The following is a 13,485-nucleotide window of genomic DNA, read 5'->3' on the forward strand; positions in this document are numbered from 1 at the left end:
ATACGTTTCAACTGTACGGATCAACTGGCGTTCGGCAGGCGCCAGTCAACCGGCTGCGCTCCCTGTCCCACCAGCAACTCGTTCGTCCTGCTGAACGGCCTGGAACCGAAGAACCCGTTGGCCGCGGACATGGGGGAGGGGTGCACGGACTCCACGGCCGGCAAGTCGCCCAGCAGGGGCCGCAGGTTGCGTGCGTCACGCCCCCACAGCACGGACACCAGCGGCTTGCCGCGCGCGGCGAGCGCGCGGATGGCCTGCTCGGTGACGGCCTCCCAGCCCTTGCCGCGGTGACCGCCGGTCTTGCGCGGGGCGGTGGTGAGCGAGCGGTTCAACAGCAGTACGCCCTGCCGGGTCCACGGGGTCAGGTCGCCGTTGAGCGGCCGGCCCGTCCCGATGTCCGCGTGCATCTCGCGGAAGATGTTGTCCAGGCTCGGCGGCCACGGACTCACCTCGGGCGCCACCGAGAAGGACAGACCCATCGCGTGCCCCGGGGTGGGGTACGGGTCCTGTCCGACGATGAGCACCTTCACCTCGTCGAAGGGCTGCTGGAACGCGCGCAGGACGTTCGCCCCCGAGGGGACGTACGTCCTTCCCGCCGCGATCTCGCCGCGCAGGAAGTCGCCCATCGCGGCGATCTGCGCGGCCACCGGCTCAAGAGCCCGGGCCCAGCCCGGCTCGACGATCTCGTTCAACGGTCGTGCTGCCACGGTCGATCACTCTACTGGCTCAATCCGTCACGGGAGAACGGCGGCCCTCACGCAGAGCACGTCCGGCAGGTGCTCGGCCAGGAGTTGCCAGCTGTCCCCGTCGTCGTGACTGCCGTACAACTCCCCGTTGCGGTTGCCGAAGTAGATCCCCGCCGGGTCCCCGTCGTCGGTGCAGAGCGCGTCCCGCAGGACGGTCCCGTAGTGGTCCCCGTCCGGCAACCCCCGCTCCAGGGGCTCCCAGCGGGCCCCCGCGTCCTGTGTGCGGAACACCCGGCAGCGGTGTTCGGCCGGGACGCGATCGGAGTCGGCGTTGAGCGGGAAGACGTACGCGGTGTCCGGCCGGTGCGGGTGTGCGGCCACCGCGAAGCCGAAGTCGGAGGGCAGCCCGGCGCCGATGTCGGTCCAGTCCGTGCCCGCGTCGTCACTGCGGTAGACCCCCCAGTGGTTCTGCAGGTACAGCCGGTCGGCGTTCCCGGCGTCCTGGGCGATCTTGTGGACGCACTGGCCGAACTCCGGGTTCGGGTCCGGCAGGAACACGGCCGAGACCCCGTGGTTCGACGGGGTCCAGCTCGCCCCGCCGTCCCGGGTCCGGAACACGCCGGCGGTGGAGACCGCGACGGTCACGGCGTCCGGATCGCCGGGGTGCGTGATCACGGTGTGCAGGCCCTCGCCGCCACCGCCCGGTACCCAACTCCCGCGGCTCGGGTGCTCCCACAGCGGCCGGACCAGCTCGAAGGACTCGCCCCGGTCGGTCGAGCGGAACAGGGCGGCCGGTTCGGTACCCGCGTAGACCACGTCCGGGGCCTCCGGTCCGGCGGGGTGCAACTGCCACACCCGTTCCAGTGAGGCGCCCGTGTCCCGGGGGAACCGCACGGCCGCCGCGGTGGGTTCCCGCCAGGTCGCGCCCAGGTCGTCGGAGCTGAAGACGGACGGGCCCCAGTGCGCGCTGTCCCCGCCGACCAGCAGGCGGGGGGCCGGGTCCCGGGTGTCGATCGCGACCGCGGACACGGCCTGGGCGTTGAAGTGCGGCCCGTCGAACCGCCAGGGCCCGGCGTCCGTCCGTCGGCCGATGAAGAGTCCTTTGCGGGTACCCGCGAGCAGCAGAACGTCGGACATGGCCGACACCTCCGGACTTCCTTGTCCTTCACGACAGCAGCTTTGAGTCAGTCTGCACCCGACCGCCGACAGCGGCTCGCAGTGACGTTCCGGGTTCCGGTCCCGGCCCCGCGACTCCGCGAACCCCAGTTGTACGAGAGGTCTCGTAGTACGGGGAAATTCGTAGTACGGTAAATCTCGTACTTAGCCGCCGAGCCCGGCGCGCGCCCACCGACACCCGGAGAGCCCGATGAGTGCTGCCCCCGCCGCGTTTGCCGCCCTTTTCCAGCCCCGCACGATCCGCTCGGTGACCATCCCGAACCGCGTGTGGATGGCTCCGATGTGCCAGTACAGCGCCGAGGCCACCGGCCCCGCGGTCGGTGCGGCCGGCCCGTGGCACTTCGCGCACTACGCGGCCCGCGCCGTCGGTGGCACCGGCCTGATCATCCAGGAGGCCACCGCGATCTCGCCGGAGGGCCGCATCTCCCCGTACGACCTCGGCATCTGGAACGACACCCAGGTCGAGGCGCTGCGCCCGCTCACCGCCTTCCTCAAGTCGCAGGGCACCATTTCGGGCATTCAGCTTGCGCACGCCGGCCGGAAGGCATCCACCGAGCGCCCCTGGAAGGGCGGCCGGTCGGTCGGACCCGAGGGCCACGGCTGGCTGCCCGACGCCCCGAGCGCGCTGCCCTTCCACGAGGGCGACCCGATCCCGCACGAGCTGACGGTCGAGCAGATCCACGAGGTCACCGCGCAGTTCGCGGACGCCGCCCGCCGCTCCCTCGAAGCCGGCTTCGAGATCGTCGAGATCCACGGCGCGCACGGCTACCTCATCGGGCAGTTCCTGTCCCCGCGCAGCAATCACCGCACCGACGAATACGGCGGCTCCTTCGAGAACCGCACCCGCTTCGCCCTCGAAGTCGTCGACGCCGTACGGGCGGTGTGGCCCGAGGAACTCCCGCTGTTCTTCAGGGTCTCCGCCACCGACTGGCTGGAAGAGGACGGCTGGACCGGCGACGACACCGTCCGGTTGGCCGCTCTCCTGCACGAGCACGGCGTGGACTTCCTCGACGTCTCCACCGGCGGACTCGCCCCGGACGCCGAGATCCCGGTGGCTCCCGGCTTCCAGGTGCCCTTCGCGGCCCGGGTCAAGGCCGAGACCTCGCTGCCCGTCGCCGCCGTCGGCCTGATCACCGAGCCCGCCCAGGCCGAGAAGATCCTGTCCAACGGGGAGGCCGACGCGATCCTGCTCGGCCGGGAACTGCTCCGCGACCCGTACTGGGCCCGCCGCGCGGCGGCCGAACTGGGCGCGGAGCCGCGTACGCCCTCCCCGTACCACCGGGCCTGGTGAACCGGGTCGGCCCGGGCCCCCACGTCCGGGCCGGCCCCACCGGGAGGCGTCCCGCCGGGAGACGTCCCCGCCGCGAGACGGCCCTCCCCGCGCGGGCCGTCTCGTACGGCATCCCTCGTACAATGGCGGCACGAGTCACACCGAGCGAGTGGAGCAGGACATGGCGGAACGTGAGACCACCCGCGCACTCGCCCACCCCGACCGCGCCGAGATCCGCCTGGAGGGCGTGCTGCACGCGCTCTCCGACCCGCTGCGACTGTCCATCGTCCGGGACCTGGCCTCCTCGGACACCGAACTCGCCTGTTCGCACTTCGCGTTGCCGGTCACCAAGTCGACGACCACGCACCACTTCCGGGTGCTGCGCGAGAGCGGCGTCGTACGGCAGACCTACGCGGGCACCACCAAGCTGAACGGCCTGCGAGACGCCGACCTGGAGGCCCTCTTCCCCGGCCTGCTGGACAGCGTCCTCCAAGCGGCGAGCGCCCAGGAGGCCCGCCTCACGACCACCTCCGCGGCGGATCCGACCGCGGATCCGGTGACGGCGCGGGACACGACAGCGGTCACGGCGTAGGGGGCGACGGGGAGCCCGCCGCGCCCAGCAGGCCCGACCAGTCGGGGATCTTGACGGAGCGGCGTCCCAGCGAGCGCCCCAGGTCGGCCTCCGCGATCTCGATGGCCAGCCAGCCCGGCCACTCCACCGGCCTCAGTCCCGCCGCCCGCAGGGCGTCCAGCGGGTCGCCCGGAAGCCGGCGCCGGGCCAGCGCCCCCGCGTCCTGGAGCAGCGAGGACGCCGTCTCCTTGGCGCACGGCCGGTTGGTGCCGATCACCCCGGTCGGGCCGCGTTTGATCCAGCCCGCCACGTACTCCCCGACCGAGGCCCGGCCCGCGCGCAGCACCCGACCTGCCGCGTGCGGGATCGTGCCGCGCGCGGCGTCGAACGGCAGACCGGGCAGGGGCACGCCCTGGTACCCCACCGACCGCAGGACCAGCTCCGCCGGGACGTCCTCGTACACGCCCGTGCCGGTCACCCCGCCCGCGCCGTCCTGCGCGGTCCGCTCGAACCGCATGCCGACGACCCGCCCGTCCGTCCCGCCCAGCACCATCGCCGGACGCAACTGGAACCGCAGGGCGATGGTCCGATCCGGCTTCTCGGCCGCCTCCTCGCCGTCCGCCTCGGCCCAGCCCCGCAGCACCTCAAGGTTCCGCCGGGCCACGGCGGGCAGCGCGGCCGCCGCGTCCGGGTCGCGGTAGGTCGGGTCCAGGGCCAGTTCGGCGGGATCCACCCGCACCGCGACCCCCGGCAGGGTGCCCAGTTCGCGCAGTTCCTTCGTGGTGAACCGGCCCTGGGAGGGGCCGCGCCGGGCGACCATCGACACCGTCCGCAGACCACTGCCCGCCAGCACCCCCAGAGCCGGGTGCGGCATGTCGGTCGCCGTCAGCTCGGGCGCGCCCCGGGCCAGGATGCGGGTCACGTCCACCGCGACGTTGCCCGCCCCGACCACCACCGCCGAGCGCACCCCGCGCAGATCGAAGGCCGCCGCGTCCGGGTGCCCGCTGTACCAGGCCACGAAGGCCGTCGCGGAGTGCACCCCGGCCAGTTCCTCGCCGGGGATCCCCAGCAGCCGGTCCCGGGCGGCGCCGACGCAGTACACGACCGCGTGGTACAGCTCCAGCAGCCGGGCGGTGGTCAGGCTCGGGCCGCCCACCTCCACGTTCCCGAGGAAGCGGATCCGCTCGTCCTCCAGCACCGCGCGCAGACTTCCGGTCAGCGACTTGATCTTCTCGTGGTCGGGGGCCACCCCGTACCGCACGAGCCCGTACGGCGCCGGCAGTCGGTCCAGCACATCGACCCGTACACCCGGCACCTCGCGCTGCTGGACCAGGGTCTGCGCGGCGTAGACCCCGCTCGGGCCCGAACCGACGACGGCGACACGAAGCACGGCGGAGCTCCTCCCGCAGGTGTTCCCAGCATGACACCGGGCCCCCCGGCCGTCAGCCCATCGCGCGCATACGGTGGATCTCGGCGCTCTGGGTGGCCACCACCTCCGTCGCCATCTCCTCGACCGCCACGTTGTTGCCCCCGGCCAGCGCCTCGCCCGCCATCTTCACGGCGCCCTCGTGGTGGGCGATCATCAGCGTGAGGAAGAGCCGGTCGAAGTCCGCGCCCCTCGCCGCGGCGAGATCCGCGAGTTGCCGCTCCGTGGCCATGCCCGGCATCGCTCCGTGGTCATGGGATCCGGCGTCGGTGGAGGGCTCCGGGTGCCGTGCCCGCCACTTCTCCATGGCCCCCATCTCGGGTCGCTGCGCGGCGGCTATGCGTTCCGCGACCCGCTTGACCCCGTCGGCCGAGGCCCGGGTCGGGGCGAGCGCGCTCATCGTCAGCGCCTGCCCGTGGTGCTCGATCATGTGGCGCACGTACGTCTGGTCGGCGGCGTTGGGACTGTCGTCCGGACGCTCCTTGGCGGCCTGTTCGGGGGAGAGGGTCCGTGCCCTCTCACCCGGTCTGCCGGGGGCCACGACCACCGGCGAGCCGTCACGGGCGTCGTCCGACGAGCCGTCCTGCCGGCAGCCGGCGAGGGTGAACAGGAGACCGGCGGTCAGCGCCGCTCCCAGGATTCGGCCGAGTAAGGCGTTTGCCATGTCCATGGAAAGGACGATACTGCCGGGGTCCAGGTTCCGTTCCCAGGAAGAGCGGAACGCACGGGCCCCCACGGGAGGCACAGTGACCTCGCACACCGTCAGAGCGCCACGCAGGAGTCCGGCGGTGGCCCTCGTGGCCGCCGGGCTGCTCTCCACGCTCCTGGCCACCGCCGGACCGGCGGTCGCCAGCCCCGACCCGGGCGACGCGTTACCCGGCGTCGGATCCGCGCGGAACGCCGCACCCGCCCAAGGCCGCGAACTCGCCCCCGGGGAGATCCCCGGTCAGGACGAGATCGTGCACAGCCGCAACATCAAGCCCCTCGCCAACATCCCCAGCGCCAACCCCCAGGGCATCAACTCGGACCTGGCCTTCCAGGGCAGGTACGCCTACGCGGGCAGTTACGACGGCTTCACCATCTACGACATCGGCAACCCGAAGGCGCCCAAGACCGTCACCACGGTCCTGTGCCCCGGCGGGCAGAACGACGTATCGGTCTCCGGCGACCTGCTGTTCCTCTCCACCGACTCCTCGCGCAGCGACGACTCCTGCAACAGCGTCTCGCAGCCCGCCACGGAGAAGTCCTCGTGGGAGGGCATCAAGATCTTCGACATCAAGGACAAGAAGAACCCCAAGTACATCAAGTCGGTGGAGACCGCCTGCGGCTCGCACACCCACACCCTGGTCCCGGGCGGCCGTGACATCTACCTCTACGTCTCCTCGTACTCGCCGAACGAGGCCTTCCCCGACTGCAAGCCGCCGCACGACGGCATCTCCGTCGTCAAGGTCCCGAAGAAGGCCCCGACGACGGCCTCGGTCGTCGCCTTCCCCGTCCTCTTCCCGGACGGCGGGAACCCGGGAGCGCCCGCCAACCCCGGCGTCTCCAAGACCACCGGCTGCCACGACATCACCGTGCTCCCCTCGAAGAACCTCGCCGCCGGCGCCTGCATGGGCGACGGCATCCTCTTCGACATCAGCAAGCCCGAGCAGCCGCGGGTCATCGACCGGGTCCAGGACAACGTGAACTTCGCGTTCTGGCACTCCGCGACCTTCAACGAGCGCGCGAACAAGGTCGTGTTCACCGACGAATTGGGCGGCGGCAGCGGCGCCACCTGCAACGAGGCCACCGGCCCCGACCGGGGCGCGGACGGGATCTACGACATCACCGGGCGCGGGGACCAGCGCAAGCTCGTCTTCAAGAGCTACTTCAAGATCCCGCGGCTCCAGGCCGACACCGAGAACTGCGTGGCCCACAACGGCTCGCTGATCCCGGTCGGCGGCGGTCGCGACGTCATGGTGCAGGCCTGGTACCAGGGCGGGATCTCGGTGTGGGACTTCACCGACTCCACCCGGCCCAGGGAGATCGCGTACTTCGAGCGCGGCCCCCTGACCACCGACACGCTCGGCCTCGGCGGTTCCTGGTCGGCGTACTACTACAACGGACACATCTACTCGAACGACATCGTCAAGGGCCTCGACGTGCTGCGGCTCGACGACCGGCGCACCGACAGCGCCAAGTGGGTGCGGATGGACGGCCTCAACGTGCAGACGCAACCCGAGTACCACTGACCCCGCCCGACGACAGGGCACTCACCGTGCCGAGGGGAACGATCCGCCGGGCGGCCCGCCGTCCGGCGGGTCGCCCATCTCCCAGTCCAACGCGTACCGCTGGAACAGCTCGGCCCGCAGCCGGGTCTGCGGCATCGGCGCTCCCGGCAGCAGCACCGCCACCACCGCGCCCATCAGCAGGGCCCGCAGCAGCGGGTAGTCGGTGTCCACGTCCGCCGACCCGTATCGGGCGACCGTGTCCCGCAGCAGCTCCGCGAGCCGTTGTTGTTCGACGCACTGGACGAACCCCTCCGCCTGGAGGATGCCCGCCATGTGGGTCCGCATCAGCCGCGGCCGGTCCCGGGCGAGGCCCAGGATCGCGTCGATCGCCCGGGCCAGCCGCTCGCGGCCGTCATCCGCCGGAGGATCCCGTTCCAGGGCCGCTTCCAAGGTCAGGTGCATCAGACGGTGCACGGCCGACTGGAGCAACTGTCGCTTGCCGGGGAAGTAGTACGAGACCAGGCCGCGGGCCGCGCCCGCGCGGTCCGCGATGTCGCCGAGGGTCGTGGCCTCGTAGCCGCGCTCGGCGACGAGTTCGACCGTGGCCTGCAGCAGCCGCTCCCGGGAACGTCTACGCAATTCTTCATTGACCGATGCGCTGCGCGGGGACATGCTTACTCCTGCGTTGACTGGCTGCGAGCCAATATACTCAGCGCACGAGATCGTCTGCTCTGGGCGACGCGGGGGATCGCCCAGAGCAGGCAGGATCCGGCGGTCTGCTGAAACGATTCAGCCGGGCACCTGTTGATCAGGCGAGCCGGCCGGCTCCTCCTGTCGGCGCAGCAGTCGGGTGGTCAAACCGCCGACGACGATCAGGCCGACGCCGAGCCACCACGTGTTGTCGAAGATCAGCACGGCGATCCCCACCGGGATCAGCAGCCCGGCCAGCGGGAGCAGCAGTCTGGAGACCGGCGGTGCGGGCAGGCCGCGGGCCTTGGCGCGCGCGACGTCGGGGTACCACTCGGTGAAGCGCAGGGCCGCCACGATCGCCAGGATCTGGATGATCCAGCCCGTCCAGATGTTGTTCGGGTTGCGCAGCACCAGGTCGCCGAAGGCGCCCGCGACGGCGGCCACCAGGAAGGCGAGCCCCCAGACCCCGGTGATCGCGTAGTTGGTCCGCAGGAAGGCGGGCGTCTTCCAGAGCGAGGGGTCCACGCGCTCGCGGGCGTACTGGAGGGTGAAGGGCATCCGCACGGCCATGGACCCGAACGCGATGACCACCAGGGCGATGTTGGAGACCTCGCCGGCGTACGTTTCCAGCCACCGCAGGGTGCCCGGACTCGCCGTGAGGCCCACGATGCTCAGGACTCCGAAGAACACCAGGTCGGACAGTTCCAGAAGCTTCCACGACGAGCCGCGGTCGACCAGTCGGCCCCCCACCACGAGGGTCAGCGAGATCACCAGGGCCAGCGCCACCGCCCACTCGAACCGCCCCGGCCCCACCAGCAGGGAGAACGCGATCCAGGGGGAGATGCCGACGAAGGGACTGTTCAGGATGCCGGCCACCTTGCCGGCGACGGGGGAATGGGTCGCTCTTGCCATGGGCTCCGGCCTTCCTGCCGCCCGCACCCTGCCTCAGGTTCGTGCCTCACGTTCCAACGTACGCCGGACCGTCGCGTTCGACGCGGGGAGCGGGACCTCCGCGAACGGGACCAGGCCGGTCGGGTCGCGGGCCGAACGGATCAGCGGGGCGGCAGCAGGAAGTGCGCGCCGACCCCGGCCCCGTCCACGTGCACGACGTGCGCACCCACCCGGACCGTCTGGGTGCCGCCGACGCGCCACGACCCCTCGTCCCCACGCGTCCCCCCGGCCGCCCCGGCGGCGTCGCCCCCCTCGTCGGCCCCGTCGCCCAGGGGGATCCAGACCTCCAGGAAGGTGCTCCCGTCGAGGTTCGTGCCGGTCTCCACCAGGCCCGCCCCCTCCCGGCGCAGGGTTCCCACGTCGTGCCCGGGGACGCCCACCTCGTGGTGGAAGGTGACCTGCCCGCCCTCGTAGGAGGTGGTGCCGGCGAAACCGCGACTGTCCGCGTAGAACCTGCCGCTCTGGAGCCACACGACGGTGTCGGTCTCCCGCAGCGGTCCGCCGTCACGGCTGATTCCGGCGCGCGACCAGGCGCCGCGCGAGGGTGCGTCCATGATCAGAGCCTGCCACAGGACCTGCCGAGGACCCCGACCGGCGTGGCGCGCCGGACGCACGCATCCTGGGCACAGGAGCCGTCGCCCGACCGACGGGATCGCGATCCCTCAGGCGGGGCCGGGTGCTCCGGGCGACGCGGGGGGTCGCCCGGAGCGGGGCCGCCACAGCGTCACGAGCGCGACCAGGGCCACGCCCAGCAGCCAGCCGGCGAGCACGTCCGAGAACCAGTGGACGCCGAGGTAGAGCCGGGTGAGGCCGACCCCGACGACCGAGACGACGGCGAGGGTCCACGCGGCGGCCGCCTTCGTCCTCGGGGTCTGCTCGGGCAGCAGCCAGAGCAGCGTTCCGCACACCACGGTCGCCGTCATCGCGTGCCCGGACGGATACGCGGCGAAGTGGGCCGAGTCCACCGGGTCCGGCCACTCCGGCCGCTCCCGACCCACCAGCGCCTTCAACCCCTGCTGCACCACCGAGGCCACGAGGGCGGCGACCGCGACCCGCATCGCGCGGTTGCGGTCACCCCGCCACCACAACAGGAGGCAGGCGGCCGCGGCCAGGGCGCGCATGGTCCACGGGTCCCAGACCCAGTCGGAGAGCACCCGCGCCAGGTGGGTGACCCCGGGGTGCGTGACGGCGTGCGCGTGCAGGTCCCGGGCGACCCCGTCGTCGAAGGAGATCAGCGGGTCCCACCGTCTCACCACGAGCACCGTCAGAACGGCGGCGAGCAGCGCGCAGGAGATCCCGGCAATCCGTACGAGGTCATTCCGCATGCGGAGATCCTCGCACCGCTCGCGACCGGGGCCCTACGTCAGCGCGCTGAGGCCCGGTACGAACGCGACCAGCAGCGGCACCGCCGGGACCAGGGTCGCCAGGGCCGTCAGACGCAGCCGACGGACCGGTGACAGGCGGGGCGCCGCCGACAGCAGGCGCCGCACCCGCTGCGGTACGTGGGCCTGCGGGGTGGGGCAGGGGCCGAAGACACCGCGGTCCTCGTTGAGCCCCACCAGGGCGAGCGCGATCGTCAGCCGCCCGAAGCGCCGCGAGGCCACGTCGTCGGCGGCGAGCTCCACCAACCGGTGCATCTCGGCCTCGAACGCCGCGAACACCGGGATCTGCGGGAACCCCTGGGCGAGCGCCCGCGAGCAGTGCAACAACCAGTCGTGCCGGGCCGCCACGTGACCCTGTTCGTGCGCCAGCACCGCGTCCAGCTGGCTGCCCTTGAGCCGCCCCAACGCCGCGGTGCTGACCACCAGGCGCGGGACCGCCCCCGGCTGCCACCACGCCTCGGGCCGGGAACCCTCCAGGACGACGAGGCGCGCCGCCGCGGGGTCCTCGCCGGGCAACAGCGGGGCCCGGTCCCGGAGTTCGGCCGCCCCCACGCGCCGTCGGGCCCGCGCCCGCAGCACCTCGCGCGTCAGCATCGCGCCCGTCCACAGTCCGCCGCCCGCGAGGACCAGCGCGGTGCCGATGGCCCAGGGCCCGCCCGCCGTACCCAGCGCGTACGCGTCGGCCACCCCGTGCGGCGCGGACGCGAAGAGCCGGCCCCGGACCGCCGGCCAGGCGGCCGCCGCGCTCAAGACCATCGACAGCGCCAGGCACAGGAGCACCGCGCCCACCACGCACTGCCACACCCACAGCGCGACGACCGGCTCGCGGTCGGGCCATCGGGCCCGGGCCAGCAGACGGGGAGCGAGCACAGCGGTCAGTGCGCCGAGCAGCAGAAGGGCGGCGGGGACCATCATGGTCGCCAGCCTATGAGCGCGAGACCTCCCCCGGGTATCGCCTCGGCGCATTGGTGACGCAGGACACGTGCCGGTGCGGCCCGCCCGGGACCTCACATGCCCGGCAGCATCGCCAACATGCCGATGCCCATGGCGAGTCGACAGGCCCGGGTCAGTTCGCCGGTCCCGCCGACGGCCGACGCGAGGGACTGCCCGCCCGCCGCGGACACCACGGGCCGCCCGCCCCCGCCGGCCATCAGCCGGGCCCCCGCGAGCAGCACGTACCCCGTGAAGTAGACGAGCAGCACCCCGGTCACCAGCGGCATCCCCCGCGCCGCCCCGACCGCCGGGCCGTGCCCGTGTCCGGCTGTCATCGCCAGGCCCTGGTAGGCCATGTAGGCCATCGCCAGGGAGCCCACCAGGTGGTGCGCGTGGTGGGCGCCGTCGCGCAGCAGCCACAGCGCGTGCAGGGCGGCGCCGCAGAACGCGCCCAGCAGGATCCGCGCGCCCCACGCCCCGGTCCCCGGCGGTACGGCCATCACGGCCATCCCGAGTCCCATCACGGCCTCGCCCGCCGCCGGCCCGCGGCCCTCCCCGCCGGCTCTGCTCGCGCGCAGCAGACAGTAGGTCCCGCTCACGGCGCACAGCAGCACGAGCAGCCAGGCGGAAAGGACGGAGGAGATGGAGGACATCGCGGATCCGTGCACGGCGGAACCCCCCGGTTCGTCGGCTTCACCGGAAGAGATGCCCCTGTCCGCAGGTCCGCACGCCGGCCCGGGTTAGGCTCTCCATACCGTGCCAGGCGCGGCATGTGCCCAGAGGAAGAACGGAGCCGTCGATGTCGACCGCCCACCCCACCGAACTGAGTTATCGCAGCGCCGTCGAGGCCGACGTGCCGGAACTCGTGGCGCTCGTCGAGTCGGCCTACCGCGGGGACGCCAGCCGCGGCGGCTGGACCACGGAGGCGGACCACCTCGACGGACAGCGCACCGACGAGAACGGTGTCCGCCAGGTCATCGGCGGCCCGGACAGCGTGCTCCTCGTCGTCGAACGCGCGGGCGAGATCGTCGCCTGCTGTCACCTCGCGCACCGCGGCGACCACGCCTACTTCGGGATGTTCGCCGTCCGCCCCGGCCTTCAGGGCGGCGGCCTCGGCAAGGAGATCCTGGCCGAGGCGGAGCGCCGCGCCCGAGAGCAGTGGGACGTCAAGGAGATGCGGATGACGGTGATCAACGTACGGGAGGAGCTCATCGCCTACTACGTGCGCCGCGGCTACGCGCGCACCGGCGAGCTGAGCCCCTTCCCGTACGGCGACGAGCGCTTCGGCAAGCCGCGCCGTGAGGACCTGGCCTTCGAACTGCTGGTCAAGTCCCTGTAGCGCGCCCTGCGGTTGGCCGGGTCCCGGCGCTCGACGCGACTGGTCAGGCGGTGAAGCGGCCCGTGCTGCGGATCTCCGGGAAGTCCGTGATCACGCCGTCCAGTTGGAGGGCGCGCGCCAGCCGCAGGTGCTCCAGGGTGTTGACGGTCCGCCCGGTCACCCGCAGCCCCTCCGCGTGGAGCGACTCCACAAGCGCCAGGTTGAGTCGGTGGATCTCCAGGGCGACGGTCTCGGCGCCCGCTGCCGGCGCCCGGTCCTCGATGACCCTGCGCTGCGCCTCGTGCCGGTCGGCGTAGAGGCAGCCGCGCACGCCCGGCACCAGCCGGGTGACCTCCGCGAGCACCGCGTCGTCGTACGAGGCGACCTCGACCCGCGAGGTCAGGTCGCGGCGCAGGATCCACCGGGCGAGCGCCTCGGCGGTGGCCGGGTCCTGGACGCAGGCCTGGAGCGGTACCTCCACCGCGTCCGCCACCTCGTCCAGGACCGGCACCCGTTCGCCCTGCCCGGCGTCCAGCGTGCGCAGTTCGGCCAGGGTGAGTTCGGCGACGGGGCCGGCTCCGTCGGTGGTGCGGTCCACCTCCTCGTCGTGCAGTACGACGAGGGCGCCGTCCTTGCTCAGGCGTACATCCAGGGCGATGACGTCCATGCCGGATCGCTGCGCGCGGGCGAACGACCGCAGCGTGTTCTCCGGTTCGACGCCCATGACCCCGCGATGACCGATGGTGAGGAAAGTCAAGGTTCTCTCGCTTCCGTCGACGGCGGCTCCCCGCACGGTCGCGGTGTCCCGACCGGCCGCGCGCGGTGAGGCGCATGCTAGTGCGCCGACCGTGCGATGGGACCGCCCGTGCGGG

General features: G+C 72.6%; 14 protein-coding genes and 1 pseudogene. 4 read left to right on the top strand and 11 right to left on the bottom strand.

Features of this window, described 5'->3' with window-relative positions:
- Positions 1–20: 20 nt before the first annotated feature.
- Both ADK55_RS13065 and ADK55_RS13070 read right to left on the bottom strand, forming a co-directional pair.
- Positions 21–707: a uracil-DNA glycosylase gene (locus ADK55_RS13065; protein ID WP_053678255.1), complete on the bottom strand. Its 687-nt coding sequence runs from the start codon at positions 705–707 to the stop codon at positions 21–23.
- A gap of 27 nt (positions 708–734) precedes the next feature.
- Positions 735–1,823 carry a WD40/YVTN/BNR-like repeat-containing protein gene (locus tag ADK55_RS13070; protein WP_053678316.1) on the bottom strand — a complete coding sequence of 363 codons (1,089 nt, stop codon included), beginning with the start codon at positions 1,821–1,823 and terminating at the stop codon, positions 735–737.
- 229 nt (positions 1,824–2,052) lie between these two features.
- On the opposite strand from ADK55_RS13070, the gene ADK55_RS13075 reads away from it, so the two are divergent.
- Both ADK55_RS13075 and ADK55_RS13080 read left to right on the top strand, forming a co-directional pair.
- Positions 2,053–3,153: an NADH:flavin oxidoreductase/NADH oxidase gene (locus ADK55_RS13075; RefSeq protein ID WP_053678257.1), complete on the top strand. Its 1,101-nt coding sequence runs from the start codon at positions 2,053–2,055 to the stop codon at positions 3,151–3,153.
- Positions 3,154–3,313: 160 nt separating this feature from the next.
- Positions 3,314–3,652 (top strand): annotated as a pseudogene (locus ADK55_RS13080) (ArsR/SmtB family transcription factor); the annotation flags it as partial.
- Between the two features lie 61 nt (positions 3,653–3,713).
- Here the strand turns inward: ADK55_RS13080 and ADK55_RS13085 are convergent.
- Together ADK55_RS13085 and ADK55_RS13090 are read right to left on the bottom strand one after the other, a co-directional pair.
- Positions 3,714–5,093 (bottom strand): FAD-dependent oxidoreductase, encoded by a 1,380-nt coding sequence (locus ADK55_RS13085; RefSeq protein WP_053678259.1) that lies wholly within the window; start codon positions 5,091–5,093, stop codon positions 3,714–3,716.
- Positions 5,094–5,145: 52 nt separating this feature from the next.
- Positions 5,146–5,799 (bottom strand): DUF305 domain-containing protein, encoded by a 654-nt coding sequence (locus tag ADK55_RS13090; protein WP_078998866.1) that lies wholly within the window; start codon positions 5,797–5,799, stop codon positions 5,146–5,148.
- Positions 5,800–5,875: 76 nt separating this feature from the next.
- On the opposite strand from ADK55_RS13090, the gene ADK55_RS13095 reads away from it, so the two are divergent.
- Positions 5,876–7,360 (top strand): LVIVD repeat-containing protein, encoded by a 1,485-nt coding sequence (locus ADK55_RS13095; RefSeq protein ID WP_053678262.1) that lies wholly within the window; start codon positions 5,876–5,878, stop codon positions 7,358–7,360.
- A 21-nt stretch (positions 7,361–7,381) separates the two neighbouring features.
- On the opposite strand, the gene ADK55_RS13100 is transcribed toward ADK55_RS13095, so the two are convergent.
- From ADK55_RS13100 to ADK55_RS13125, 6 genes are all read right to left on the bottom strand, one after another.
- Positions 7,382–8,011 (bottom strand): TetR/AcrR family transcriptional regulator, encoded by a 630-nt coding sequence (locus ADK55_RS13100; protein ID WP_053678264.1) that lies wholly within the window; start codon positions 8,009–8,011, stop codon positions 7,382–7,384.
- A gap of 117 nt (positions 8,012–8,128) precedes the next feature.
- The gene (locus ADK55_RS13105) at positions 8,129–8,941 is read right to left on the bottom strand and encodes a hypothetical protein (RefSeq protein WP_053678266.1); all 813 of its coding nucleotides are present in this window, start codon (positions 8,939–8,941) and stop codon (positions 8,129–8,131) included.
- A gap of 140 nt (positions 8,942–9,081) precedes the next feature.
- Positions 9,082–9,534, bottom strand: a complete 453-nt coding sequence (locus tag ADK55_RS13110; protein ID WP_159041378.1) for a hypothetical protein — start codon at positions 9,532–9,534, stop codon at positions 9,082–9,084.
- A gap of 108 nt (positions 9,535–9,642) precedes the next feature.
- Positions 9,643–10,305 (bottom strand): phosphatase PAP2 family protein, encoded by a 663-nt coding sequence (locus tag ADK55_RS13115; protein WP_053678270.1) that lies wholly within the window; start codon positions 10,303–10,305, stop codon positions 9,643–9,645.
- 33 nt (positions 10,306–10,338) lie between these two features.
- The gene (locus ADK55_RS13120; protein ID WP_053678272.1) at positions 10,339–11,277 is read right to left on the bottom strand and encodes a M56 family metallopeptidase; all 939 of its coding nucleotides are present in this window, start codon (positions 11,275–11,277) and stop codon (positions 10,339–10,341) included.
- A 92-nt stretch (positions 11,278–11,369) separates the two neighbouring features.
- Positions 11,370–11,948, bottom strand: coding sequence for a DUF5134 domain-containing protein (locus ADK55_RS13125; RefSeq protein ID WP_053678274.1), 579 nt, complete (start codon positions 11,946–11,948; stop codon positions 11,370–11,372).
- A 146-nt stretch (positions 11,949–12,094) separates the two neighbouring features.
- Here ADK55_RS13125 and ADK55_RS13130 point away from each other — a divergent pair, with 146 nt between their 5' ends.
- Positions 12,095–12,634: a GNAT family N-acetyltransferase gene (locus ADK55_RS13130; RefSeq protein ID WP_053678276.1), complete on the top strand. Its 540-nt coding sequence runs from the start codon at positions 12,095–12,097 to the stop codon at positions 12,632–12,634.
- Positions 12,635–12,677: 43 nt separating this feature from the next.
- Here ADK55_RS13130 and ADK55_RS13135 read toward each other — a convergent pair whose 3' ends face one another.
- On the bottom strand, positions 12,678–13,370 hold the full coding sequence (locus tag ADK55_RS13135) for a glycerophosphodiester phosphodiesterase (protein ID WP_053678278.1): 693 nt from the start codon (positions 13,368–13,370) through the stop codon (positions 12,678–12,680).
- Between the last annotated feature and the right edge of the window lie 115 nt (positions 13,371–13,485).

It is taken from the genome of Streptomyces sp. WM4235 (genome assembly GCF_001279725.1).
In the GTDB taxonomy this organism is placed as follows: domain Bacteria; phylum Actinomycetota; class Actinomycetes; order Streptomycetales; family Streptomycetaceae; genus Streptomyces.